The 24,498-nt window shown below is 59.0% G+C and carries 24 protein-coding genes; 23 read left to right on the forward strand and 1 reads right to left on the reverse strand.

What is annotated here, in order from left to right; genetic code table 11:
• The first annotated feature begins 9 nt into the window (after positions 1-9).
• The 9 genes from I6G83_RS12910 (at position 10) to nei (ending at position 7,694) form a co-directional block, all read left to right on the forward strand.
• Positions 10-990, forward strand: a complete 981-nt coding sequence (locus I6G83_RS12910; RefSeq protein WP_062779324.1) for an MBL fold metallo-hydrolase — start codon at positions 10-12, stop codon at positions 988-990.
• A 66-nt stretch (positions 991-1,056) separates the two neighbouring features.
• Entirely contained in the window at positions 1,057-1,800 is a 744-nt protein-coding gene (locus I6G83_RS12915; protein ID WP_054305976.1) for a type 2 GTP cyclohydrolase I, read from the forward strand.
• Positions 1,801-2,061: 261 nt separating this feature from the next.
• Positions 2,062-2,718, forward strand: coding sequence for a 5-oxoprolinase subunit PxpB (gene pxpB, locus I6G83_RS12920; RefSeq protein ID WP_171020786.1), 657 nt, complete (start codon positions 2,062-2,064; stop codon positions 2,716-2,718).
• On the forward strand, positions 2,712-3,644 hold the full coding sequence (gene pxpC, locus I6G83_RS12925; protein WP_054305978.1) for a 5-oxoprolinase subunit PxpC: 933 nt from the start codon (positions 2,712-2,714) through the stop codon (positions 3,642-3,644). The genes pxpB and pxpC overlap by 7 nt, the downstream gene beginning before the upstream one ends.
• Positions 3,634-4,371: a 5-oxoprolinase subunit PxpA gene (gene pxpA / locus I6G83_RS12930; protein WP_054305979.1), complete on the forward strand. Its 738-nt coding sequence runs from the start codon at positions 3,634-3,636 to the stop codon at positions 4,369-4,371. Before pxpC ends, pxpA begins: the two co-directional genes overlap by 11 nt.
• 86 nt (positions 4,372-4,457) lie before the next feature.
• Complete coding sequence (locus I6G83_RS12935) at positions 4,458-5,189, forward strand: DUF969 domain-containing protein (RefSeq protein WP_015671347.1); 732 nt, start codon at positions 4,458-4,460, stop codon at positions 5,187-5,189.
• Positions 5,186-6,193, forward strand: a complete 1,008-nt coding sequence (locus tag I6G83_RS12940; protein ID WP_054305980.1) for a DUF979 domain-containing protein — start codon at positions 5,186-5,188, stop codon at positions 6,191-6,193. The genes I6G83_RS12935 and I6G83_RS12940 overlap by 4 nt, the downstream gene beginning before the upstream one ends.
• 8 nt (positions 6,194-6,201) lie before the next feature.
• Positions 6,202-6,849, forward strand: coding sequence for a pyroglutamyl-peptidase I (gene pcp / locus I6G83_RS12945; protein ID WP_054305981.1), 648 nt, complete (start codon positions 6,202-6,204; stop codon positions 6,847-6,849).
• A gap of 53 nt (positions 6,850-6,902) precedes the next feature.
• Positions 6,903-7,694: an endonuclease VIII gene (gene nei, locus I6G83_RS12950; protein ID WP_054305982.1), complete on the forward strand. Its 792-nt coding sequence runs from the start codon at positions 6,903-6,905 to the stop codon at positions 7,692-7,694.
• 67 nt (positions 7,695-7,761) lie between these two features.
• Here nei and I6G83_RS12955 read toward each other — a convergent pair whose 3' ends face one another.
• Positions 7,762-9,048 (reverse strand): citrate synthase, encoded by a 1,287-nt coding sequence (locus I6G83_RS12955; protein WP_054305983.1) that lies wholly within the window; start codon positions 9,046-9,048, stop codon positions 7,762-7,764.
• Positions 9,049-9,741: 693 nt separating this feature from the next.
• Between I6G83_RS12955 and sdhC the strand changes: the two genes are divergently transcribed.
• The 14 genes from sdhC (at position 9,742) to tolQ (ending at position 24,490) form a co-directional block, all read left to right on the forward strand.
• On the forward strand, positions 9,742-10,131 hold the full coding sequence (sdhC, locus tag I6G83_RS12960; protein WP_054305984.1) for a succinate dehydrogenase cytochrome b556 subunit: 390 nt from the start codon (positions 9,742-9,744) through the stop codon (positions 10,129-10,131).
• Complete coding sequence (gene sdhD / locus I6G83_RS12965; protein ID WP_015671353.1) at positions 10,125-10,472, forward strand: succinate dehydrogenase membrane anchor subunit; 348 nt, start codon at positions 10,125-10,127, stop codon at positions 10,470-10,472. The genes sdhC and sdhD overlap by 7 nt, the downstream gene beginning before the upstream one ends.
• Positions 10,473-10,475: 3 nt before the next feature.
• Positions 10,476-12,242 (forward strand): succinate dehydrogenase flavoprotein subunit, encoded by a 1,767-nt coding sequence (gene sdhA / locus I6G83_RS12970; RefSeq protein WP_054305985.1) that lies wholly within the window; start codon positions 10,476-10,478, stop codon positions 12,240-12,242.
• 17 nt (positions 12,243-12,259) lie between these two features.
• Positions 12,260-12,976 carry a succinate dehydrogenase iron-sulfur subunit gene (locus I6G83_RS12975; protein WP_015671355.1) on the forward strand — a complete coding sequence of 239 codons (717 nt, stop codon included), beginning with the start codon at positions 12,260-12,262 and terminating at the stop codon, positions 12,974-12,976.
• A 282-nt stretch (positions 12,977-13,258) separates the two neighbouring features.
• Positions 13,259-16,066 carry a 2-oxoglutarate dehydrogenase E1 component gene (gene sucA / locus I6G83_RS12980; RefSeq protein WP_054305986.1) on the forward strand — a complete coding sequence of 936 codons (2,808 nt, stop codon included), beginning with the start codon at positions 13,259-13,261 and terminating at the stop codon, positions 16,064-16,066.
• Positions 16,067-16,085: 19 nt separating this feature from the next.
• Complete coding sequence (gene odhB, locus I6G83_RS12985) at positions 16,086-17,300, forward strand: 2-oxoglutarate dehydrogenase complex dihydrolipoyllysine-residue succinyltransferase (RefSeq protein WP_015671357.1); 1,215 nt, start codon at positions 16,086-16,088, stop codon at positions 17,298-17,300.
• A gap of 119 nt (positions 17,301-17,419) precedes the next feature.
• Positions 17,420-18,586 (forward strand): ADP-forming succinate--CoA ligase subunit beta, encoded by a 1,167-nt coding sequence (sucC, locus tag I6G83_RS12990; protein ID WP_054305987.1) that lies wholly within the window; start codon positions 17,420-17,422, stop codon positions 18,584-18,586.
• On the forward strand, positions 18,586-19,458 hold the full coding sequence (gene sucD, locus I6G83_RS12995) for a succinate--CoA ligase subunit alpha (protein WP_015671359.1): 873 nt from the start codon (positions 18,586-18,588) through the stop codon (positions 19,456-19,458). Before sucC ends, sucD begins: the two co-directional genes overlap by 1 nt.
• Positions 19,459-20,128: 670 nt before the next feature.
• The gene (gene cydA, locus I6G83_RS13000; RefSeq protein WP_015671360.1) at positions 20,129-21,697 is read left to right on the forward strand and encodes a cytochrome ubiquinol oxidase subunit I; all 1,569 of its coding nucleotides are present in this window, start codon (positions 20,129-20,131) and stop codon (positions 21,695-21,697) included.
• 14 nt (positions 21,698-21,711) lie between these two features.
• On the forward strand, positions 21,712-22,851 hold the full coding sequence (gene cydB / locus I6G83_RS13005; protein ID WP_054305988.1) for a cytochrome d ubiquinol oxidase subunit II: 1,140 nt from the start codon (positions 21,712-21,714) through the stop codon (positions 22,849-22,851).
• A 17-nt stretch (positions 22,852-22,868) separates the two neighbouring features.
• A complete protein-coding gene (cydX, locus tag I6G83_RS13010; RefSeq protein ID WP_015671362.1) occupies positions 22,869-22,982 on the forward strand; it encodes a cytochrome bd-I oxidase subunit CydX in 114 nt (37 codons plus the stop codon).
• A complete protein-coding gene (gene ybgE / locus I6G83_RS13015; RefSeq protein ID WP_099050046.1) occupies positions 22,979-23,275 on the forward strand; it encodes a cyd operon protein YbgE in 297 nt (98 codons plus the stop codon). The genes cydX and ybgE overlap by 4 nt, the downstream gene beginning before the upstream one ends.
• 130 nt (positions 23,276-23,405) lie before the next feature.
• Positions 23,406-23,810, forward strand: coding sequence for a tol-pal system-associated acyl-CoA thioesterase (gene ybgC / locus I6G83_RS13020; RefSeq protein ID WP_041412013.1), 405 nt, complete (start codon positions 23,406-23,408; stop codon positions 23,808-23,810).
• Entirely contained in the window at positions 23,807-24,490 is a 684-nt protein-coding gene (gene tolQ, locus I6G83_RS13025; protein ID WP_015671365.1) for a Tol-Pal system protein TolQ, read from the forward strand. Before ybgC ends, tolQ begins: the two co-directional genes overlap by 4 nt.
• Positions 24,491-24,498: the final 8 nt, after the last annotated feature.

A 24,498-nucleotide genomic window follows, 5' to 3' on the forward strand; every position in this document is an offset into this window, starting at 1 on the left:
AGCAAACTTATGTTGAAGACAATACTGGCCGTCTGTCTGAGCGGCTATTCGGCGCTGGCGCTGGCCGGGTTTGACGTGGTGGCGCTCGGCGTCGACGGCGGGGTCAGCGACGGCAATCTGACCTCTTATCTTATCCGCAGCGACGGTCAGACGCAGTATGTGGCGCTGGACGCCGGCTCGCTGCTGCCCGGTATCGGCAAAGGGCTGGAGCAGGGCAGCTTCCCGCAGGTAACGCCGGAAGCGGCGGCGCCGTATACGCCGCAGGGCCATATTTTCCGCCGGCTGATCGGCGCCTATTTTATCAGCCATGCGCATCTCGACCATCTGGCCGGCCTGATTATCGCCTCGCCGGAAGACGCGAAAAAGACGGTATATGCCTCGAACGACACGGTATTGACGCTGCGCAACCACTATTTTAACTGGAAGAGCTGGCCAAACTTCAGCGATTCCGGCAACGGTCAGCGCCTTGGCACCTACCGGCTGCAGCCGGTGCGCGAGCAGCAGCGCTTTACCTTCGGCACCACCGGGCTGAGCGGGGTGATGTATCCGCTCAGCCATGCGGGTTACCACTCTTCGATGGTGTTGCTGTCCGACCGTACGGACGCTTTCGCCTATTTTGGCGACACCGGGCCGGACGCGCTGGAGAAGTCGCGCCAGCTGGACAGCGTCTGGCGGGCGTTGGGGCCGCTGATTGCCGATAAAAAACTAAAGGGCATGATTATTGAAACCTCTTACCCCAATGAGGTGTCAGACAGCAAACTCTATGGCCACCTTACTCCGGCCTGGCTGCTGAAGGAGCTGAAGAATCTGCAAAAATACAGCGGCGGCGACGGTTCGCTCACCGGGCTGCCGATCGTCATCAGCCATATCAAACCGAGCCTGAGGCAGGGAGACGATCGGCGCGCCGTGATTCAACAGCAGCTGGAGCAGGGCAACGATTTGGGTGTTAAATTTATTTTTATGGCGCAGGGCGAACGTCAGCAGTTTTAACTTCGCTCCCCGTCGCCCGGGAAAGCGGGCGCCGGGAGCCACGCACTATGTTGAAGAGAGATGAGTATGAATAACCTCGATCTGGAAAGCTTGATTAACAATGTACTTAACAGCGCCGCGTTTCAGGACTACGCGCCAAATGGCCTGCAGGTCGAAGGACGGGAAAACGTACAGCGCATCGTCACCGGCGTAACCGCCTGCCAGGCGCTGCTGGACGCGGCGGTGGAGCACCAGGCCGACGCCATTGTGGTGCACCACGGCTATTTCTGGAAAAACGAGGCGCCGGTGGTGCGCGGTATGAAGCGCAACCGCCTGAAAACGCTGTTGGGGAACGATATCAACCTGTACGGCTACCACCTGCCGCTGGATGCGCATCCGCTGCTGGGCAATAACGCCCAGCTGGCGCAGCTGCTGGATATCCGCGTGCTGGGCGAGGTTGAGCCGCTGGTGCCGCACGGCGAGTTTGAACAGCCGCTCAGCGGCGCAGAGCTGCAGCAGCGTCTTGAAACGCGTCTGGGCCGTGCGGTACTGCACTGCGGCGATAATGCGCCGGCGCAGATCCGTCGGGTTGCCTGGTGCACCGGCGGCGGCCAGGGCTTTATCGACAGTGCGGCGCGTTTCGGCGTGGATGCCTTTATCAGCGGTGAGGTGTCCGAACAGACCATCCACAGCGCGCGTGAAATGGGCATTCACTTTTTCGCCGCCGGTCATCACGCCACCGAACGCGGCGGCGTCAAGGCGCTGGGCGAATGGCTGGCCGAGCACCATGGCCTGGATGTGACCTTTATCGATATCCCGAATCCCGCCTGATTTTCCCCCGAGGGTTCAGCATGCTGAACCCTTTCGTTTTCTATACCTTAAATAATTTGAGCTGCGGGAAGGCGGCAGGTGCAGGGACTCCGATGCGCTGACTCAGGTCAGTGATGCGGGGGACCGAGCGCCGAAAATGCATCCGCAGCTTACGGTATGATGGTTATATATCCTTATTTTTACAGGGGTTGTTGTATTGACAGCCGGCCTGCGCTCGCGCATAACTGATACGTTTTGCAAACAATAATAAGGAGAGTAATGGTGCAACGAGCACAATATTACCTATTGGGTGAAAGGGCGATCGTGCTTGAATTGGCACCGCCGGTGACGCTGCCCAGCCAGCAGCGGATCTGGGCGTTGGCGGAAAAATTTAACCACCATCCACATGTACAGGAAGTGGTGCCGGGGATGAATAACCTGACGCTGTTGCTGCAGACGCCGCAGGCGGATATCGCCGCGCTGCTGGAGCAGCTGCGCGAGGGCTGGGAGAGCAGTGAAACGCTGGTGCCGCCGGCGCGCGAGGTGGCGATTCCGGTGATTTACGGCGGCGAGATGGGGCCGGATCTGGATGAGGTGGCGCGCCATACCGGCATGACGCCGCAGCAGGTGGTGGAGTGCCACGCCGCGGCTGCTTATGTAGTGTACTTCCTCGGCTTTCAGCCGGGCTTCCCTTATCTCGGCGGCATGCCGGAACGGCTGACGATGCCGCGTCGCGCGGAACCACGCCTGAGTGTGCCCGCCGGCTCGGTCGGCATCGGCGGCAGCCAGACGGGCATCTACCCACAGGCCGCGCCGGGCGGCTGGCAGCTGATCGGCCGTACGCCGCTGGCGCTGTTTAACCCGCAGGATACCCCGCCGACGCTGCTGCGTCCGGGCGACAACGTGCGTTTTGTACCGCAGCAGGAGGGCGTATGTTGAAAATTCTGCGTGCCGGCATCTATACCACGGTGCAGGATCTGGGGCGAAACGGCTTCCGCAGCCTCGGCATCAGTCAGGGCGGCGCATTGGATGCGCCGGCGCTGAAAATCGCCAACCTGCTGGTGGGCAACCGCGCGGACAGCGCCGGGCTGGAGATTACGCTCGGGCAGTTCAGCGCTGAATTTACCCGGCCGAGCTGGATTGCGCTGACCGGCGCCGGCTGCGACGCGCTGCTGGACGGTAAACCGCTGTGGACCGGCTGGCGTTATCCGGTGAAAGCGGGCCAGCAGCTGGTGCTGCAGAAGCCGAAACACGGCATGCGCAGCTATCTGGCGATTGCCGGCGGCATTGCGGTGCCGGAGGTGTTGGGTTCGCGCAGCACCGATCTGCGAACCGGCTTTGGCGGGCTGGAGGGACGGAAGCTGCAGGACGGCGACCAGCTGCCGCTGGGAGAGAGCGTCAACCCGCCGGGCAAGCCGTTCGGCGTCAAACAGCTGCTGTTTAACAACCGTATCCGCGCGCTGCCGGGGCCGGAGTACCAGGAGTTCAGCACCGCCGCGCGGGAGACCTTCTGGCGCACGCCGTGGCAACTGAGTCCGCAGAGCAACCGCATGGGCTACCGGCTGCAGGGCAGCGCGGAGTTAACGCGCACCACCGCGCGGGAAATGCTGTCGCACGGCCTGCAGCCGGGCGTGGTGCAGGTGCCGCATAACGGCCAGCCGATCGTCCTGATGGCGGATGCGCAGACGACCGGCGGCTACCCGCGCATTGCCTGCGTGATCGAAGCCGATCTCTACCATCTGGCGCAGCTGCGTCTGGGAGAGCCGGTGCACTTTATTCCCTGTTCTCTGGAAGACGCGCAGCGCGCCAAAAAGGAGCAGGATCTGTTTATCCAACAAATTGCCTGGGGGCTACATGATCGTTGATTTAAATGCCGATCTGGGGGAAGGGTGCGTTAACGACCAGGCGCTGCTGCAGCTGGTCAGTTCGGCCAATATCGCCTGTGGTTTTCACGCCGGCGACGCGCAGACCATGCGCCAGTCGGTGCGCTGGGCGCTGCAGTATGGCGTGGCGATTGGCGCGCACCCCAGCTTCCCCGACCGGGAAAACTTTGGCCGTACGCGCATGCAGCTGCCGGCGGAAACCGTCTACGCGCAGGTGGTGTATCAACTGGGGGCGCTGGCGGCCATCGCCAGGGCGGAGGGCGGCGCGATGACGCACGTGAAGCCGCACGGCATGCTGTACAACCAGGCGGCGGTGGAGCCGGCGCTGGCGGACGCCATCGCCCGGGCGGTCAAGGACGTCGATCCGGCGCTGCGGCTGGTGGGGCTGGCGGGCAGCGAGCTGATCCGCGCCGGAGAGCGGTTGGGGCTGGCGACCCGGCAGGAAGCGTTTGCCGACCGCGGCTATCTGGCCGACGGCACGCTGGTGCCGCGCGGGCAAAGCGGAGCGCTGATCGAAGATGACCAGCAGGCGCTGCAACAAACGCTGGAAATGGTGCGCCATCATCGGGTGCGCAGCATTGACGGCAAATGGGCCGCAGTGCAGGCGGAAACCGTCTGCCTGCACGGCGACGGCGAGCATGCGCTGGCGTATGCCCGCAAACTGCGCGCCAGCTTTGCCGAACAGGGCATCAGCGTCAGCGCAGAATAACAATAAAAAAACCAATACAACATAACAGGCACAGGCCTTCGACCCGCAGCTTGCGGCTGCGGGCGGGGCATCAAGGGGAATACACAATGGAACAGGTTGTCAATTACTGGCCGCTGATCGGCATTGCCGTGATCGTGGTCGGTTTTCTTCTGCGTTTTAATCCGGTGCTGGTGGTGATCGTCGCCGGTCTGGCCACCGGACTGGCGGCGATGATGCCGCTGACGGAAATCCTGGAGAGGATGGGCGAAGGGTTTCTGAACACCCGCAACCTGTCGCTGATCCTGCTGCTGCCGCTGGCGGTGATCGGTACGCTGGAGCGCCATGGCCTGAAGGAGCGGGCGCAGGCCTGGATCGCCAGGATCAAAAGCGCCACCGCCGGGCGTCTGCTGATCGTCTACCTGTTTGTGCGGGAAATCACCGCGGCGATGGGGCTGACCAGCCTGGGCGGCCATCCGCAGATGGTGCGTCCGCTGTTGGCGCCGATGGCCGAAGGGGCGACGGAGAACCGCTATGGCGAACTGCCGGAGCGCGTGCGCTACCGCCTGCGCGCCATGTCGGCGGCGACCGATAATGTCGGGCTGTTCTTCGGCGAAGATATCTTCGTCGCCTTCGGCGCGATTATTTTTATGCACAACTTTATGCTGGAGTCCGGCGGTATTCAGACCGAACCGCTGCATATCGCGCTGTGGGGCATTCCGACGGCGATTTTCGCCTTCCTGATCCACGCCTTCCGCCTGTACCGCATGGACAAGCGGCTCAGCGCCGAGCTGGCGCAGCTTAATCAGGCGGCGTTGCAGGCCAAAGGAGACGCGCAATGAACTTTCAGCTGCAATATCTCTACTGGCTGGCCGGGGTTATCCTGCTGATTGTTGCCGTGATGTCGCTGCGCGACCGCACCAACCCGCGTCGTTTTACCACCGGTTTATTCTGGGGGCTGTATGGCCTGGTGTTTATGGTCGGCGACTGGACCTATGACCTGTTCGGCGCCGGCGAGGAAGCCAGACGCCTGCTGCATATGGTCATCGGCGCGCTGGTGGTGCTGATGGCGCTGGTTGCCGGCCTCGGCGGCGTGCGGCTGGGCAGTTACCATCAGCGTACGCAGCAGCAGCGCGAAGAGAGCGCCAAGCGGCTCGGCAACCGGCTGTTTGTGCCGGCGCTGGCGATCCCGGTGGTGACGGTGATCGGGGTGCTGCTGTTCAACAACATTCCGGCGTTGCAGAACGCGGTGTTCGGCCCGGGCAACCACTCGACGCTGATTACCCTGTTCTCGATGGCGCTGGGAGTGATCCTCGGCGGCGTAATTGCGGTGAAAATGACCCACGAACGCGTGGCGCAGCCGCTGCAGGAGGCGCGCCGGCTGCTGGATTCCATCGGCTGGGCGTTTATTTTGCCGCAGATCCTCGCCATGCTGGGGCTGCTGTTCACCAGCGCCGGGGTCGGCACGGCGGTGGCGCACCTGACGCAGGAGTATCTGGCGGTGGATAACCGCTTTATCGCCGTGGCGGTGTATGCGGTCGGCATGGCGCTGCTGACCATGGTGATGGGCAACGCCTTTGCGGCATTCCCGATTATCACCGCCGGCGTCGGCATTCCGATTCTGGTGCTGCAGCATGGCGGCAACCCGGCGGTCATGGCGGCCATCGGCATGTTTTCCGGCTACTGCGGCACGCTGATGACGCCGATGGCGGCTAACTTTAATATCGTACCGGCGGCGCTGCTGGAACTGCCGGACCGCAACGCGGTGATTAAGGTTCAGGTGCCGACCGGCGTCCTGCTGCTGACGGTAAACGTCTTTCTGCTCTATTTCCTGATGTTCCTGTAGGAGAACGCATGCAACACACAGTATTGATTACCGGCTTTGAGCCGTTTGACGGTGAGCGCGTCAATCCTTCCTGGGAAGTGGTGAAGCAGCTTAACGACATGGAACTGAGCGGCGTGCGCATCGTGGCGCGCCAGCTGCCCTGCGTATTCGGCGCCTCGCTGACGGCGCTGAACGCGGCGATTGATGAACTGGCGCCGCAGATGGTGCTGGCGGTCGGTCAGGCCGGCGGCCGCAGCGATATTTCGCTGGAGCGGGTGGCGATCAATATTGATGATGCACGCATTCCGGATAATCAGGGGCAGCAGCCGATTGATGAGCCGATCGTGGCCGACGGTCCGGCGGCGTATTTCAGTACGCTGCCGATCAAGGCGGTGGTTGACAGTATGCGCGAGGCCGGTATTCCGGCCTCGGTATCGCAAACCGCCGGCACCTATGTGTGCAACCACGTGATGTACGGCCTGCTGCACCGGCTGCGCGACCAGCCGGCGATCAAGGGAGGATTTATTCATATTCCCTATCTGCCGGAGCAGGCGGCGGCGCATCCGGGCCAGCCGAGCATGGCGGCCGGCACCGTGCTGTTCGCGCTGGAGCTGGCGATCTCGGTTGCCCTGCAGGTGGAACACGATCTGAAGGTGGTGGGCGGCGCCACGCACTAAGCCGCGTTAAGGCGTCCTCAGCGGCGCCGGTATGCTAAACCAAGGAGCAGTATATGCCTGAAGGACCGGAAATACGCCGGGCGGCGGACCAATTGGCGGCGGCGATCCTCAACCAGCCGCTGTGCGATGTCTGGTTTGCCTTTCCCCGGCTGCAACACTACCAGCGCGAACTGATCGGCGAGCGGGTGATTGCCATCGAACCGCGCGGCAAAGCGTTGCTGACCCACTTTTCCAACGGGCTGACGATGTACAGCCATAACCAGCTGTACGGCGTGTGGAAAGTGGCGGCGGCGGGGGAAAGCCCGGCCACCAAACGTGAACTACGCGTGCGTCTGGAGACGGCGCAGCAGGCAATTTTGCTGTACAGCGCCTCGGACATCACCCTGGGGCCGCGCGGCGAAATTGAGCAGCATCCCTTTTTGCAGCGTATCGGGCCTGACGTGCTGGACGAGCGTCTGATGCCGCAGCAGGTCGCCGAACGGCTGCTGTCGCCGCCGTTCCGCCGGCGTCAGCTGGGGGGCATGCTGCTGGACCAGGCTTTTCTGGCCGGGCTGGGCAACTATCTGCGGGCGGAAATTCTCTGGCAGGCGCAGCTGGCGCCGCAGCACCGGCCGCAGGAGTTAACCCCGGAGGCGCTGCAGCGGCTGGCGCAGGCGCTGCTGGCGGTGCCGCGTCTCTCCTACCATACGCGCGGACAGGCGGACGACGACCGTCACCACGGCGCGCTGTTCAGCTTCAAGGTGTTTCACCGCAGCGGCGAGCCGTGCCCGCGCTGCGGCGCGATGATTGAAAAAACCACGCTGTCGTCGCGGCCGTTCTACTTCTGTCCGGTCTGTCAGCGTTAGCGCAGCACAAAAAAAAGCGCCGCCCGAAAGGGCGGCGCCGTGCTGCTTTATGTAGGGTAAAGCGGCATTATTTGAGCTGGGATTTGAAATCACGCTCGGTGTAGCCGGTGTACAGCTGACGCGGACGGGCGATTTTGATGCCCTCGTCGTGCATTTCGTTCCAGTGAGCGATCCAGCCGATAGTCCGCGCGATGGCGAAGATAACGGTGAACATGGAAGACGGAATGCCCATCGCCTTCAGGATGATGCCTGAGTAGAAGTCGACGTTCGGGTACAGTTTCTTCTCGATGAAGTACGGGTCGTTCAGCGCGATGTGTTCCAGCTCCATCGCTACCTGCAGCAGGTTATCGTCTTTCTTGTTCAGCTCTTTCAGCACTTCGTGACAGGTTTCACGCATCACGGTGGCGCGCGGGTCGTAGTTCTTGTACACGCGGTGGCCGAAGCCCATCAGGCGGAAGGAGTCGTTTTTGTCCTTGGCGCGCTTGATGAATTCCGGAATGTGCTCAACGGTGTTGATCTCTTCCAGCATTTTCAGCGCCGCTTCGTTGGCGCCGCCGTGCGCAGGCCCCCACAGGGAGGCGATACCGGCCGCGATGCAGGCAAACGGGTTGGCGCCGGAAGAGCCAGCGGTACGTACGGTAGAGGTAGAGGCGTTCTGCTCGTGGTCGGCATGCAGGATCAGGATACGGTCCATCGCGCGTTCCAGCACCGGGTTCACCACGTACTCTTCACACGGCGTAGCGAACATCATATGCAGGAAGTTGCCGGCGTAGGACAGGTCGTTGCGCGGGTAAACGAACGGCTGGCCCAGCGAGTATTTGTAACACATCGCCGCCACGGTCGGCATTTTGGACAGCAGACGGTAGGCGGTGATTTCACGGTGACGCTCGTTGTTGACGTCCAGCGCATCGTGGTAGAAGGCCGCCAGCGCGCCGGTCACGCCGCACAGCACCGCCATCGGGTGCGAGTCGCGACGGAAGCCACGGAACAGATGGGTGATCTGGTCGTGGATCATGGTGTGGCGGGTAACGGTGGTTTTGAAGGTTTCAAACTCTTCCGGCGTCGGCGTTTCGCCGTACAGCAGGATGTAGCACACTTCCAGATAAGAGGACTCTTTCGCCAGTTGCTCGATAGGGAAGCCGCGGTGCAGCAGCACGCCTTTGTCGCCATCGATAAACGTGATTTTAGATTCGCAGGAAGCCGTGGAGGTGAAGCCGGGATCGAATGTGAAATAACCTTTGGAACCGAGGGTGCGAACATCAAGGACATCAGGGCCCAGGGTTGGGCTTAGTACGCCGAGCTCAATGGGAGCGTCACCGTTTGGTACGGTTAGCGTCGCTTTCTTATCAGTCATTTACTGTCTCCTTAGCGCCTTATTTTAATAATCACTAACAACCGAAATACCTTAATTCTCCGCATGTTGCCCGCAAAAAGGGTATGCGGACATAAACTCTGTGAGCAACTGCGCAATAATGCGGTTAGGGTACAGAGCGATGACCCCGGCGCCTCCGTTTTGCGGCATAATAGGCGGCAAACAGAAGTTGCTGGGCTGACCAGGCGAACGAGACGGGTGGCCGGTTGTTAACGATTTATTGAATTCGTTATTTTCTGTTGATCATTACCTACGACGTGTTCGGGGTTTTTTAACCGAATACACTGTTGCATAACTTCTACGTGGGGGGAAGTGTATCCGGCGACCTATAGCGCATCATAGGGCCTTTTGTGCCCCTATATGTAATGGAAATGTTGATCTCTTGTCAAATCAGATAATTAATTTTGTACTAAATGTGAAAATCGTGATCTAAATCACTGTTCGGGGGAAATGTCCCCAAAGGGATTGTATGGGAATTGTAATCAGAATGTGATCCTCCTATACTGCCGCCAGGTCTCCGGATTACCCTGAAGTAGGAGCACCCAGCGTTATAACAATGCGCCGTTTAAGCACAGAGGATGTCGATGTTTGAGCGCGTGACGTGTAAGGGTTTTTGGCTCTTAACGCTGTCTGATCCCCACCCAGGCCCGGAGGAAGGAAAATAATAAGAGCTGTGTGGGCAAAACCGTGAAAAAACAAAGACCTGTCAACCTGGATCTGCAAACGATCCGGTTCCCTGTAACTGCGATAGCGTCCATCTTACACCGAGTCTCTGGCGTAATTACCTTCGTTGCCGTGGGTATTCTCCTCTGGCTGCTGGGCACGTCTCTCTCTTCCCAAGAGGGATTCCTGCAGGCTGCCGCCATCATGAATAGCTTCTTCGTCAAGTTCATATTCTGGGGGATCCTCACTGCGCTGGCCTATCACATTTGCGGTGGCATTCGTCACTTGTTAATGGATTTTGGCTATATCGAAGAGAGTTTAGCGGCTGGTCAGCGTTCTGCCCAGGTGGCGTTCGTTCTGACCGTTGTGCTGTCAATTCTGGCTGGAGTCCTCGTATGGTAAACAATGCTTCCGCATTAGGGCGCAGCGGCGTACACGACTGGTTGTTACTGCGTGCTTCCGCTATCGTCATCACCCTGTATGTCCTCTATATCCTGGGCTTTGTCGTCACGGCTCCGGACATCACCTATGAAATCTGGCGCGGCTTCTTCGCCACCTCAATTACGAAAGTCTTCACCGTGTTGACCTTGCTGTCGATTCTGGCGCACGCCTGGATCGGTCTGTGGCAGGTGCTGACGGATTATATCAAGCCGTTGGCGTTACGCCTGGTGCTGCAACTGGCGGTGGTCGTCCTGTTGCTGGTCTATTTACTGTACGGAACAATCGTAGTGTGGGGTGCGTAAAAAATGAAACTGCCAGTCAGAGAGTTTGATGCAGTTGTTATCGGTGCGGGCGGCGCAGGTATGCGCGCGGCGCTGCAAATTTCCCAGTCGGGCTCAACCTGCGCCCTGCTGTCCAAAGTATTCCCGACCCGTTCCCATACCGTGTCCGCACAGGGCGGCATCACCGTCGCGCTGGGCAACAGCCACGAAGATAACTGGGAATGGCATATGTACGATACCGTCAAGGGTTCCGACTATATCGGCGACCAGGACGCTATCGAGTATATGTGTAAAACCGGCCCGGAAGCGATTCTGGAGCTGGAGCACATGGGCCTGCCGTTCTCACGTCTGGACGACGGCCGCATTTATCAGCGTCCGTTCGGCGGCCAGTCGAAAGAGTTCGGCGGCGAGCAGGCGGCGCGCACCGCGGCGGCGGCTGACCGTACCGGCCATGCCCTGCTGCACACGCTGTACCAGCAGAACCTGAGAAACCACACCACCATCTTCTCCGAGTGGTACGCGCTGGATCTGGTGAAGAACCAGGACGGCGCCGTGGTCGGCACCACCGCCATCTGCATCGAAACCGGCGAAGTGGTGTACTTCAAAGCCAAGGCGACCATTCTGGCCACCGGCGGCGCAGGCCGTATTTACCAGTCCACCACCAACGCCCACATTAATACCGGTGACGGCGTCGGCATGGCGATTCGCGCCGGCGTACCGGTGCAGGATATGGAAATGTGGCAGTTCCACCCGACCGGCATCGCCGGCGCCGGGGTTCTGGTGACCGAAGGCTGCCGCGGCGAAGGCGGTTACCTGCTGAATAAACACGGCGAGCGCTTTATGGAGCGTTATGCGCCGAACGCCAAAGATCTGGCGGGCCGCGACGTGGTTGCGCGCTCGATCATGATTGAAATCCGCGAAGGCCGCGGCTGCGACGGTCCATGGGGCCCGCACGCCAAGCTGAAGCTGGACCACCTGGGCAAAGACGTGCTGGAATCCCGCCTGCCGGGCATTCTGGAATTGTCGCGCACCTTTGCGCACGTCGATCCGGTGAAAGAGCCGATCCCGGTTATCCCGACCTGTCACTATATGATGGGCGGCATTCCGACCAAAGTGAGCGGTCAGGCGCTGACCGTCAACGAGAAAGGCGAAGACGTCGTGATTCCGGGCCTGTTCGCCGTCGGAGAAATCGCCTGCGTATCGGTGCACGGCGCCAACCGCCTGGGCGGCAACTCGCTGCTTGACCTGGTGGTGTTCGGCCGTTCCGCCGGCCTGCATCTGCAGGAGTCTCTGGCAGAGCAGGGCGCAAGCCGCGACGCCAGCGAATCCGACGTGGAAGCGTCGCTGGATCGCCTGAACCGCTGGAACAACACCCGCTCCGGCGAAGATCCGGTAGAAATTCGCAAGGCGCTGCAAGCCTGTATGCAACACAACTTCTCGGTGTTCCGCGAAGGTGATGCGATGGCGAAGGGCCTGGAAGAGCTGAAAGTTATTCGTGAACGTTTGAAGAACGCACGCCTGGACGATACCTCCCGCGAGTTCAACACCCAGCGCATCGAATGCCTGGAACTGGACAACCTGATGGAGACCGCGTATTCCACCGCCGTGTCGGCCAACTTCCGTACCGAGAGCCGTGGCGCACACAGCCGCTTCGACTACCCGGAACGTGATGACGCCAACTGGCTGTGCCACTCGCTGTATCTGCCGCAATCGGAAAGCATGGCGCGTCGTGAAGTGAACATGCAACCGAAACTGCGCCCGGCATTCCCGCCGAAAGTGCGTTCTTACTAATTCGCGGAGATCGATGGATGAAACTCGAATTCTCAATATATCGCTATAACCCGGATGTCGACGACGCTCCGCACATGCAGGACTACACGCTTGAAGCGGAAGAAGGTCGCGATATGATGTTGCTGGACGCGTTGATCCAACTGAAAGAGAAGGATCCGACGCTGTCGTTCCGTCGCTCATGCCGTGAAGGCGTGTGCGGTTCCGACGGTCTGAACATGAACGGTAAAAACGGCCTGGCCTGCATCACCCCGATTTCGTCGCTGCGCAAAGGCAACGGCAAAATCGTCATTCGTCCGCTGCCGGGCCTGCCGGTGGTGCGCGATCTGGTGGTGGACATGGGGCAGTTCTATACCCAGTATGAAAAGATCCGGCCTTATCTGCTTAACGACGGTAAAAATCCGCCGGCGCGCGAGCACCTGCAGTCGCCGGACGAACGCGCCAAGCTGGACGGTCTGTACGAGTGCATTCTGTGCGCCTGCTGCTCGACCTCTTGCCCGTCGTTCTGGTGGAACCCGGACAAATTCATCGGCCCGGCCGGCCTGCTGGCGGCATATCGTTTCCTGATCGACAGCCGCGACACCGAAACGGCAGAACGTTTAGACGATCTGGACGACGCTTTCAGTGTTTTCCGCTGCCATAGCATCATGAATTGTGTCAGTGTATGCCCTAAAGGCTTGAACCCGACCCGCGCTATCGGGCATATCAAGTCGATGCTGCTGCAACGCAGCGCGTAACAGCTTGTGATATCGCGCCGGAGCCGTTGGCCCGGCGCATATTGGCAGGAAGCCTCTAAAAACTGACCCGTGACTGCGGCAGCATGCAGTCAGGTTCCTCCCGCCGGTTTTTAGAGGTTCCTTGTAAGGGACCGCAAGGTCCAAACAGAACGTAAATACCCCCTCGCTGCGGTATGGCGAAGGGAGATACGTCGAGTGAACCGTTTTACGGCAAACCGTTTTAATCACGGTAATTATGTTAACCACGGCGAAAACTGAAGCTTTAAAGCTTAAGGGATCATAATGCAGAACGGCGCAATGAAGGCCTGGCTGGATTCCTCCTATCTGGCGGGCGCGAACCAGTCTTACATAGAGCAGCTCTATGAAGACTACCTAACCGATCCGGGCTCTGTCGAAGATAGCTGGCGTTCCATTTTCCAACAGCTCCCCACCGCGGGTGTTAAACCCGATCAACTTCACTCCCAAACTCGTGAATACTTCCGCCGTCTGGCGAAGGATTCTGCGCGTTACAACGGCAGCATCAACGATCCGGACACCGATGCCAAACAGGTGAAGGTCCTGCAGCTGATCAACGCCTTCCGCTTCCGCGGGCATCAGCATGCCAACCTTGACCCGCTTGGCCTGTGGAAGCAGGACGCAGTACCTGACCTCGATCCTGCTTATCACAACCTGACCGAAGCCGACTTCCAGGAAACCTTCAACGTGGGTTCTTTCGCCATTGGCAAAGACACCATGAAGCTGGCGGACCTGTATGAAGCGCTGAAGCAGACCTACTGCGGCTCTATCGGCGCAGAATACATGCATATCACCAATACCGAAGAAAAACGCTGGATTCAGCAGCGTATCGAATCGGTGGTTGGCCATGCCAGCTTCAGCAGCGATGAGAAACGTCGCTTCCTGAACGAGCTGACCGCGGCAGAAGGCCTGGAGCGTTACCTGGGCGCCAAGTTCCCGGGGGCGAAGCGCTTCTCCCTTGAAGGCGGGGACGCGCTGGTGCCGATGCTCAAAGAGATGGTGCGTCACGCAGGCAAGAACGGCACGCGCGAAGTCGTGCTGGGCATGGCCCACCGCGGCCGCCTGAACGTGCTGATCAACGTGCTGGGTAAAAAGCCTGCCGACCTGTTCGACGAGTTTGCCGGCAAACATAAAGAACACCTCGGCACCGGCGACGTGAAATACCACCAGGGCTTCTCGTCCGACGTGGAAACCGAAGGCGGCATGGTTCACCTGGCGCTGGCGTTTAACCCGTCGCACCTGGAGATCGTCAGCCCGGTGGTTATGGGCTCCGTACGCGCCCGTCGCGACCGTCTGGATGAAGCGCGCAGCAACATGGTGCTGCCGATCACCATCCACGGCGACGCCGCCATTACCGGCCAGGGCGTGGTGCAGGAAACCCTGAACATGTCTCAGGCGCGCGGCTACGAAGTGGGCGGCACGGTGCGCATCGTCATCAACAACCAGATTGGTTTCACCACCTCCAATCCGCTGGATGCGCGTTCCACCCAATACTGTACCGATATCGCCAAGATGGTGCAGTCGCCGATTTTCCACGTTAATGCTGACGATCCGGAAGCGGTGGCGTTTGTTACCCGTCTGGCGTTGGATTTCCGTAACACCTTTAAACGCGACGTCATGATCGATCTGGTTTGCTATCGTCGTCATGGGCACAACGAAGCCGATGAGCCAAGCGCAACCCAGCCGCTGATGTATCAGAAGATCAAGAAGCACCCGACGCCGCGTAAAATCTACGCCGATGTGCTGACCGAAGAGAAAGTCGCGACGCTGGAAGATGCCACGGAAATGGTCAATCTGTATCGCGATGCGCTGGACCGCGGCGAGTGCGTGGTGGAAGAGTGGCGTCCGATGAACCTGCACTCCTTCACCTGGTCGCCGTACCTGAACCACGAGTGGGATGAAGAGTACCCAAACAAGGTGGAAACCAAGCGTCTGCAGGATCTGGCCAAGCGCATCAGCAGCGCGCCGGAGTCGGTTGAGATGCAGTCACGCGTGGCGAAAATCTACGCCGACCGCGCCGAGATGGCGGCGGGCAACAAGCCGTTTGACTGGGGCGCGGCGGAAACGCTGGCCTACGCGACGATGGTTGACGAAGGTATTCCAATCCGTCTGTCCGGCGAAGATGCCGGCCGCGGCACCTTCTTCCACCGCCACGCGGTGGTGCACAACCAGAAAGACGGTACTTCCTACGTGCCGCTGGCTAACGTGCACGCCGGGCAGGGCGAGTTCAAGGTCTGGGACTCCGTACTGTCTGAAGAGGCGGTGCTGGCGTTCGAATACGGCTACGCCACGGCGGAACCGCGCACCCTGACCATCTGGGAAGCGCAGTTCGGCGACTTCGCCAACGGCGCTCAGGTGGTGATTGACCAGTTCATCAGCTCCGGCGAGCAGAAATGGGGCCGTATGTGCGGCCTGGTGATGCTGCTGCCGCACGGCTATGAAGGCCAGGGCCCAGAGCACTCCTCCGCGCGTCTGGAGCGTTATCTGCAGCTGTGCGCAGAACAGAATATGCAGGTCTGCATCCCGTCCACGCCGGCTCAGGTTTACCACATGCTGCGTCGTCAGGCGCTGCGCGGTATGCGCCGTCCGCTGGTGGTGATGTCGCCGAAGTCTCTGCTGCGTCACCCGCTGGCGGTCTCTTCGCTGGACGAACTGGCGAACGGCAGCTTCCAGCCGGCGATCGGCGAGATCGACGAGCTGGATCCGAAGGCGGTGAAACGCGTGGTGCTGTGCTCCGGCAAGGTGTACTACGACCTGCTGGAACAGCGTCGCAAAAACGACCAGAAAGACGTCGCCATTGTACGTATCGAGCAGCTGTATCCGTTCCCGCACCAGGCGGTGCAGGCGGTGCTGGAGCAGTATGCGCACGTCCATGACTTCGTCTGGTGTCAGGAAGAGCCGCTGAACCAGGGCGCCTGGTACTGCAGCCAACACAATTTCCGTGAAGTGATTCCGTTCGGAGCCTCTTTACGTTACGCCGGACGTCCGGCCTCTGCTTCTCCGGCAGTGGGTTATATGTCCGTACACCAGAAGCAGCAGCAGGCTCTGGTTAATGATGCGCTGAATATTGATTAAAAATTTAAGGGAAAGCTAAATGAGTAGCGTAGATATTCTGGTTCCTGACCTTCCTGAATCGGTTGCCGATGCGACGGTAGCGACCTGGCATAAAAAACCGGGCGACAGCGTTGAGCGTGACGAAGTTCTGGTGGAAATCGAAACCGATAAGGTGGTGCTGGAAGTTCCGGCCAGTGAAGCGGGCGTGCTTGACGCCATCGTGGAAGATGAAGGCGCCACCGTGCTTTCTCGCCAGATCCTGGGCCGTATCCGCCCGGGCGCCAGCGGCGACAAGCCGGCTGCGGAACCTGCTAAAGCAGCGGAAGCTGCGCCGGCAGCACAGGCGGCGCCTGCCGCTGCGGCAGAAGAAAGCAACGATGCGCTCAGCCCGGCGATTCGTCGCCTGATTGCCGAGCACGACCTGGACGCCAGCGCCATTAAAGGCAGCGGCGTCGGCGGCCGTATCACGCGTGAAGACGTGGAAGCCCACCTGGCGAACGGTGGCAAGAAAGCGGCTCCGGCTGCAGAAGCCGCACCTCAGCCGGCGCTGAGCGCACGTTCTGAAAAACGCGTGCCGATGACCCGTCTGCGCAAGCGCGTGGCCGAGCGTCTGCTGGAAGCGAAGAATAGCACCGCCATGTTGACGACCTTCAACGAAATCAACATGCAGCCGATTATGGACCTGCGCAAGCAGTACGGCGAAGCGTTCGAAAAACGTCACGGCGTGCGTCTGGGCTTCATGTCCTTCTACATCAAAGCGGTAGTAGAAGCGCTGAAGCGTTACCCGGAAGTGAATGCGTCAATCGACGGCGACGATGTGGTGTACCACAACTACTTCGACGTCAGCATCGCGGTATCCACGCCTCGTGGCCTGGTGACCCCGGTTCTGCGCGACGTAGACACCATGTCTATGGCTGAAATCGAGAAGAAAATCAAAGAGCTGGCGGTCAAAGGCCGTGACGGCAAATTGAAAGTGGAAGAGCTGACCGGCGGTAACTTCACCATCACCAACGGCGGCGTCTTCGGTTCTCTGATGTCTACGCCGATCATCAACCCGCCGCAGAGCGCCATTCTGGGCATGCACGCCATCAAGGATCGTCCGATGGCGGTCAACGGCCAGGTTGTGATTCAGCCAATGATGTATCTGGCGCTTTCTTATGACCACCGCCTGATCGACGGCAAAGAGTCTGTCGGTTACCTGGTGACGGTGAAAGAGATGCTGGAAGATCCGGCTCGTCTGCTGCTGGACGTGTAGTAAACCCTGCTTGGGCGCGGTACGCCGCGCCCACATTCTGTGCTATGTGGCCGTTCCGTCACGCGCGCTTTTGCGTCCGTGACCCGGCTGAAATTTCAGACTTGAATGGATAGAACATCATGAATTTACACGAATATCAGGCAAAACAGTTGTTTGCTCGGTATGGTATGCCGGCACCAACCGGTTACGCCTGTACTACACCGCGTGAAGCAGAAGAAGCCGCGTCCAAAATCGGCGCCGGTCCGTGGGTAGTTAAATGTCAGGTTCATGCTGGCGGCCGCGGCAAAGCCGGCGGCGTTAAAGTGGTAAACAGCAAAGAAGATATCCGCGCTTTCGCTGAAGCCTGGCTGGGCAAGCGTCTGGTGACCTACCAAACTGACGCGCAGGGCCAGCCGGTTCACCAGATCCTGGTTGAAGCCGCTACCGATATCGATAAAGAGCTGTACCTGGGCGCGGTGGTTGACCGCGGCACCCGTCGCATCGTGTTCATGGCGTCTACCGAAGGCGGCGTGGAAATCGAGAAAGTGGCGGAAGAAACGCCGGAACTGATCCACAAAACCACCATCGATCCGCTGGCGGGCCCGCAGCCTTACCAGGGCCGTGAGCTGGCGTTCAAACTGGGCCTGAGCGGCAAGCAGGTCAGCCAGTTCGCCAAAATCTTCATGGGTCTGGCAACGCTGTTCCTGGAACGCGACCTGGCGATGGTTGAGATCAACCCGCTGGTAATCACCAAGCAGGGCGACCTGGTGTGTCTGGACGGCAAACTGGGCGCCGACGGCAATGCCCTGTTCCGTCAGCCGGAACTGCGTGAAATGCAGGATCTGTCTCAGGAAGATGAGCGCGAATCACGTGCGGCGCAGTGGGAACTGAACTACGTCGCGCTGGATGGCAACATCGGCTGCATGGTTAACGGCGCAGGCCTGGCGATGGGCACCATGGACATCGTCAAACTGCACGGCGGCGAACCGGCCAACTTCCTGGACGTGGGCGGCGGCGCAACCAAAGAGCGCGTGACCGAAGCGTTTAAAATCATCCTGTCCGACGACAAGGTGAAAGCGGTTCTGGTGAACATTTTCGGTGGTATCGTGCGTTGCGACCTGATCGCCGACGGTATCATTGGCGCAGTGGCCGAAGTGGGCGTTAGCGTCCCGGTGGTTGTGCGTCTGGAAGGTAACAATGCCGAACTGGGCGCCAAGAAACTGGCGGACAGCGGTCTGAATATCATTGCTGCGACCAGCCTGACTGATGCGGCTCAGCAAGTTGTTGCGGCAGTGGAGGGTAAATAATGTCCATTTTAATCGATAAAAACACCAAAGTAATCTGCCAGGGCTTCACCGGTAGCCAGGGGACCTTCCACTCTGAACAGGCTATCGCTTACGGCACCAACATGGTTGGCGGCGTAACCCCGGGCAAGGGCGGCACCACGCATCTGGGCCTGCCGGTGTTCAACACCGTGCGCGAAGCGGTAGAAACCACCGGCGCGACCGCGTCCGTCATCTACGTACCGGCGCCGTTCTGTAAAGATTCCATCCTGGAAGCGATCGACGCGGGCATCAAGCTGATCATCACTATCACCGAAGGCATCCCGACGCTGGATATGCTGACGGTGAAAGTGAAGCTGGACGAAGCCGGCGTGCGCATGATCGGGCCGAACTGCCCGGGCGTGATCACCCCAGGCGAATGCAAAATCGGCATCATGCCGGGCCATATCCACCTGCCAGGCAAAGTGGGCATCGTTTCCCGCTCCGGCACCCTGACCTATGAAGCGGTAAAACAGACTACCGATGCCGGTCTGGGCCAGTCTACCTGCGTAGGTATCGGCGGCGACCCGATTCCAGGCTCCAACTTTATCGACATCCTGAAAATGTTCCAGGAAGATCCGCAGACTGAAGCGATCGTGATGATCGGCGAAATCGGCGGCAGCGCGGAAGAAGAAGCGGCCGCGTACATCAAGGATCATGTGACCAAGCCTGTGGTGGGCTACATTGCCGGCGTTACCGCGCCAAAAGGCAAGCGTATGGGCCACGCCGGCGCGATCATCGCCGGTGGTAAAGGCACCGCGGACGAGAAATTTGCCGCGCTGGAAGCTGCCGGTGTGAAAACCGTGCGCAGCCTGGCGGACATCGGCGACGCAGTGAAAGCGGTTCTGAATCGCTAATCTGCCACCGCATTATAAGATCTCGACATGTTTGGCCGCCTTCTGGGCGGCCTTTTTTATTGGCAAAGCGGAAAAAGCGCAGAATCTGCGATCAATGTCTCAATTTAGTCTATGATTAATTAGCCAAAGGGCAATGGAGAGTGGAACGCACTGCTACACTTTTAATGGAAATAAAAGGTTAATATAAATCGCAATATAATAGCCAAAAATACAATAACCCTCTTTTGGGGTTACATTTATTTAACACAAAAATATCAATAAAAAACAATTAAACCATTGCGTAACATACCCCCAAGAAAAATATGCGAAATCGTGTGATGAATCTGGAAATAAAGCTCAGATAGGCTTAAATTGTTCCAGATCAAATTAAAGGGGCGTACTCATTTTGGCTAGCTTTTGACCTGTGGCCAAAAGTCCAACCCACATCACGCAAAAACCTATTTATTGTGTGGGTTTGGGCGAGTATCATCATACTGTCACCATGAATCTTTGATCTTGTTGTATTTGTTCCCCATCGTCGGTTTTCAGCATGCGGTTGAAAGCGCAACCATGGGATCGAAATTGTTGTTTTTTATGGCATTCACTGCGGGGCGTTATTGTCTGCTGCGTCATCGGGCGTAATAGCAATAGCCGCAATTCGGAGTCTTCCTGCGAGGAGCAAGGAGTCAAGATGTTTGATATTGTCGAACTGTCGCGCTTACAGTTTGCTTTAACGGCGATGTACCACTTCCTATTTGTCCCATTAACGCTTGGCATGGCGTTTCTGCTGGCAATTATGGAAACGGTATATGTCCTGTCTGGCAAACAAATCTATAAAGATATGACCAAATTCTGGGGCAAGTTATTCGCAATTAACTTTGCCCTGGGGGTGGCCACCGGTTTGACCATGGAGTTCCAGTTCGGGACCAACTGGTCATATTTCTCCCACTACGTCGGCGATATCTTCGGGGCCCCTCTGGCTATCGAAGGTCTGATGGCGTTCTTCCTTGAATCCACGCTGGTCGGCCTGTTCTTCTTCGGCTGGGATCGGCTGGGCAAGGTGCAGCACATGGCGGTCACCTGGTTCGTCGCTCTGGGCTCCAACCTGTCCGCGCTGTGGATCCTGGTCGCCAACGGCTGGATGCAGAACCCTATCGCTTCGGACTTCAACTTCGAAACCATGCGTATGGAGATGGTCAGCTTCTCGGAGCTGGTGCTGAACCCGGTTGCGCAGGTGAAGTTCGTCCACACCGTTGCCGCCGGCTACACCACCGGCGCCATGTTTGTGCTGGGCATCAGCGCCTACTATCTGCTGAAAGGGCGTGACGTGGCGTTCGCCAAGCGTTCCTTCGCCATCGCCGCCAGCTTCGGTATGGCGGCGGTGCTGTCCGTTATCGTACTGGGCGATGAGTCCGGCTATGAGATGGGCGACGTGCAGAAAACCAAGCTGGCCGCCATCGAAGCCGAGTGGGAAACGCAGCCTGCGCCGGCCGCCTTTACGCTGTTCGGCATTCCGAATCAGGACAAGCAGGAAAACGCCTTCTCCATCCAGATCCCGTATGCACTGGGCCTGATTGCCACGCGTTCCGTCGATACCCAGGTCACCGGCCTGAAAGATCTGATGGCGCAGCATGAAGTGCGTATCCGCAACGGGATGAAAGCCTACCAGCTGCTGGAAGAGCTGCGCGCCGGCAATACCGACCCGGGCGTCCGCGCCGAATTTAACAAAACCAAGCAGGATCTGGGCTACGGTCTGCTGCTGAAGCGTTATACCCCGAACGTCTCCGACGCAACGGAAGCGCAGATCGCGCAGGCGACCAAAGACTCTATTCCGCGCGTTGCGCCGCTGTACTTTGCGTTCCGCATTATGGTGGCCTGCGGCGTGTTGATGTTGGCTATCATCGGCCTGTCTTTCCTGAGCGTGGTGCGTGGCCGCATCGGCCAGAAAAAATGGCTGCTGCGTGCGGCGCTGTACGGCATTCCTCTGCCATGGATTGCGGTAGAGGCGGGCTGGTTTGTGGCGGAGTACGGCCGTCAGCCGTGGGCTATCGGTGAAGTGCTGCCGACCGCGGTGGCGAACTCTTCCCTGACCGTCGGCGACCTGCTGTTCTCCATGGGGCTGATCTGCGGCTTGTACACCCTGTTCCTGGTGGCTGAAATGTACCTGATGTTCAAGTTTGCACGTCTGGGGCCAAGCAGCCTGAAAACCGGCCGCTACCACTTTGAACAACCGACTGCCTCCGTGCAGCAGGCGCGCTAAACAGGAGTCCACGTATGTTTGAGTATGAAGTACTGCGATTTATCTGGTGGGTGCTGGTTGGCGTACTGCTGATCGGTTTCGCCGTCACCGATGGCTTCGATATGGGCGTCGGCATCCTGGTGCGTTTGATCGGGAAAACCGATACCGAACGCCGCGTGATGATCAACTCCATCGCCCCGCACTGGGACGGCAACCAGGTGTGGCTGATCACCGCCGGCGGCGCGCTGTTTGCCGCCTGGCCGATGGTGTACGCCGCAGCGTTTTCCGGTTTCTACGTGGCGATGATCCTGGTGCTGGCGGCGTTGTTCTTCCGCCCGGTCGGTTTCGACTACCGCTCCAAGCTGGAAAGCACGCGCTGGCGCAACATGTGGGACTGGGGCATCTTTGTCGGCTCCTTTGTGCCTGCGCTGGTGTTCGGCGTGGCGTTCGGCAACCTGCTGCAGGGCGTGCCGTTCCACATCGATGAGTACCTGCGTCTGTTCTACACCGGCAACTTCTTCCAGCTGTTGAACCCGTTCGGCCTGTTGGCGGGCGTGGTCAGCCTGACGATGCTGATTGCCCAGGGCGCTACCTACCTGCAGATGCGCACTACCGGTGAAATTCATCTGCGCTCCCGCACGGCGGCGCAGATCTCCGCGCTGGTGATGGCGGTGTGCTTCCTGTTGGCAGGCATCTGGCTGGTGAAAGGCATCGACGGCTACGTGATCACCTCGGCGCTGAATACCGCCGCGGAATCCAACCCGCTGCGTAAAGAAGTGGCGCATCAGGCCGGCGCATGGTTGATTAACTTCAACAACTATCCGCTGCTGTGGGCGTTGCCGGCGCTGGGCGTGGTGCTGCCGCTGTTTACCATCCTGTTCTCACGGATGGAAAAGGGCGCGCTGGCGTTTGTCGCTTCATCGCTGACCATTGCCTGCGTGATCCTGACCGCCGGCGTGACCATGTTCCCGTTTGTGATGCCGTCCAGCACTAACCCGAGCATGAGTCTGACCATGTGGGATGCCACCTCCAGCCTGCTGACGCTGAAAGTGATGACCGTAGTGGCGATTATCTTCGTGCCTATCGTTCTGGCGTACACCAGCTGGTCGTACTACAAAATGTTCGGTCGCCTCGATAAGAACTTTATCGAAAACAACAAGCATTCGCTGTACTAAGGATAAGGAGCTAACTCATGTGGTATTTTGCCTGGATTCTCGGCACGCTTCTTGCCTGCGCTTTTGGCATCATTACGGCGCTGGCGCTTGAGCAGAGCGAAAAAACGAAAGCGCAGCAAAACGGTGAATAATGAGTTCGTTAACCGATAAGCTGTATGCCATCGCTGACAAGGGCCCGCTGCGGGCCCTTTCCCTGGTGTTGGCGCTGGCGCTGGCCGGCTGCGTGTTCTGGGACCCGACGCGCTTTGCCGCGCGCACCAGTTCACTGGAGATCTGGCAGGGGCTGTTGCTGATTTGGGCCGTCTGCGCCGGCATGGTTCACGGCGTCGGTTTCCGGCCTCAGCGCATGCGCTGGCGGGCGTTTTTTGCGCCGTTGCCGGCGCTGATTATCCTGGTGGCAGGATTACTTTACGTTTCTTTATAAACTGCCGTCACTCCTTTGATTATGGGCCTTTGCGGCCCATAATTATTTTCGTTCCCTCCTTGCAACCCATTCCCAACCCGATCTCACTTGCGTATAGTAACAGCGTTAAATTGCCATGCTGGGAAGTAGAGTGAGTAATACGTTATTTCGATGGCCGGTACGCGTTTACTACGAGGATACCGACGCCAGTGGCGTGGTTTACCATGCCCGCTATGTCGCTTTTTTTGAAAGAGCGCGCACCGAAATGCTGCGTCAACATGACTTTCATCAACAGCAGCTGCTCAGCGAACATGTCGCTTTTGTGGTCCGGCGTATGACGGTGGATTACCTGTTGCCGGCGCGGCTCGATGAGCAGCTGGAAGTGCAGAGTGAAATCACCCAGCTGCGCGGGGCTTCTCTTACCTTTGCCCAACGCATAGTCAATTCAGACGGCGCGCTGCTGAGTCAGGCCGATGTGTTGATTGCATGCATTGATCCACACCAAATGAAGCCACGAGCGCTTCCTAAGTCTATTGTCGCGGAGTTTAAGCAGTGACTGACATGAACATCCTTGATCTATTCTTGAAGGCGAGCCTGCTGGTTAAGCTTATCATGTTGATTCTGATATGCTTTTCAGTGGCCTCTTGGGCAATCATCATCCAGCGCACCCGCATCCTGAATGCGGCGACGCGCGATGCCGAAGCCTTCGAAGACAAATTCTGGTCGGGCATTGAGCTGTCCCGCCTGTACCAGGAAAGCCAGGCGCGCCGCGACAGCCTGGCCGGTTCGGAGCAAATTTTCTACTCCGGTTTTAAAGAGTTCGCCCGTCTGCACCGTGCCAATAACCATGCGCCGGAAGCCGTGATTGACGGCGCGTCGCGTGCGATGCGCATTTCAATGAACCGCGAACTGGAAACGCTGGAAACCCATATCCCGTTCCTCGGCACCGTCGGCTCCATCAGCCCATATATCGGCCTATTCGGCACCGTGTGGGGGATTATGCACGCCTTTATCGCGTTGGGTGCGGTGAAGCAGGCAACCTTGCAGATGGTTGCGCCGGGGATCGCCGAAGCGCTGATCGCCACCGCCATCGGTCTGTTTGCCGCCATTCCGGCCGTTATGGCTTACAACCGGCTTAACCAGCGCGTGAACAAGCTTGAGCAGAATTACGACAACTTTATGGAAGAGTTCACCGCCATTCTGCATCGTCAGGCCTTCTCCAGCGACAGCAAATAAGTAGGAGG

Source organism: Serratia rubidaea (genome assembly GCF_016026735.1).
GTDB classification, from domain to species: Bacteria; Pseudomonadota; Gammaproteobacteria; order Enterobacterales; family Enterobacteriaceae; genus Serratia_B; species Serratia_B rubidaea.

Coding starts and splice junctions, on each gene's coding strand:
- I6G83_RS12910 (WP_062779324.1), top strand. CDS start 10: ATGTTGAAGACAATACTGGCCGTCTGTCTGAGCGGCTATTCGGCGCTG.
- I6G83_RS12915 (WP_054305976.1), top strand. CDS start 1,057: ATGAATAACCTCGATCTGGAAAGCTTGATTAACAATGTACTTAACAGC.
- pxpC (WP_054305978.1), top strand. CDS start 2,712: ATGTTGAAAATTCTGCGTGCCGGCATCTATACCACGGTGCAGGATCTG.
- pxpA (WP_054305979.1), top strand. CDS start 3,634: ATGATCGTTGATTTAAATGCCGATCTGGGGGAAGGGTGCGTTAACGAC.
- I6G83_RS12935 (WP_015671347.1), top strand. CDS start 4,458: ATGGAACAGGTTGTCAATTACTGGCCGCTGATCGGCATTGCCGTGATC.
- I6G83_RS12940 (WP_054305980.1), top strand. CDS start 5,186: ATGAACTTTCAGCTGCAATATCTCTACTGGCTGGCCGGGGTTATCCTG.
- pcp (WP_054305981.1), top strand. CDS start 6,202: ATGCAACACACAGTATTGATTACCGGCTTTGAGCCGTTTGACGGTGAG.
- nei (WP_054305982.1), top strand. CDS start 6,903: ATGCCTGAAGGACCGGAAATACGCCGGGCGGCGGACCAATTGGCGGCG.
- I6G83_RS12955 (WP_054305983.1), bottom strand. CDS start 9,048: ATGACTGATAAGAAAGCGACGCTAACCGTACCAAACGGTGACGCTCCC.
- sdhD (WP_015671353.1), top strand. CDS start 10,125: ATGGTAAACAATGCTTCCGCATTAGGGCGCAGCGGCGTACACGACTGG.
- sdhA (WP_054305985.1), top strand. CDS start 10,476: ATGAAACTGCCAGTCAGAGAGTTTGATGCAGTTGTTATCGGTGCGGGC.
- I6G83_RS12975 (WP_015671355.1), top strand. CDS start 12,260: ATGAAACTCGAATTCTCAATATATCGCTATAACCCGGATGTCGACGAC.
- sucA (WP_054305986.1), top strand. CDS start 13,259: ATGCAGAACGGCGCAATGAAGGCCTGGCTGGATTCCTCCTATCTGGCG.
- odhB (WP_015671357.1), top strand. CDS start 16,086: ATGAGTAGCGTAGATATTCTGGTTCCTGACCTTCCTGAATCGGTTGCC.
- sucC (WP_054305987.1), top strand. CDS start 17,420: ATGAATTTACACGAATATCAGGCAAAACAGTTGTTTGCTCGGTATGGT.
- sucD (WP_015671359.1), top strand. CDS start 18,586: ATGTCCATTTTAATCGATAAAAACACCAAAGTAATCTGCCAGGGCTTC.
- cydA (WP_015671360.1), top strand. CDS start 20,129: ATGTTTGATATTGTCGAACTGTCGCGCTTACAGTTTGCTTTAACGGCG.
- cydB (WP_054305988.1), top strand. CDS start 21,712: ATGTTTGAGTATGAAGTACTGCGATTTATCTGGTGGGTGCTGGTTGGC.
- cydX (WP_015671362.1), top strand. CDS start 22,869: ATGTGGTATTTTGCCTGGATTCTCGGCACGCTTCTTGCCTGCGCTTTT.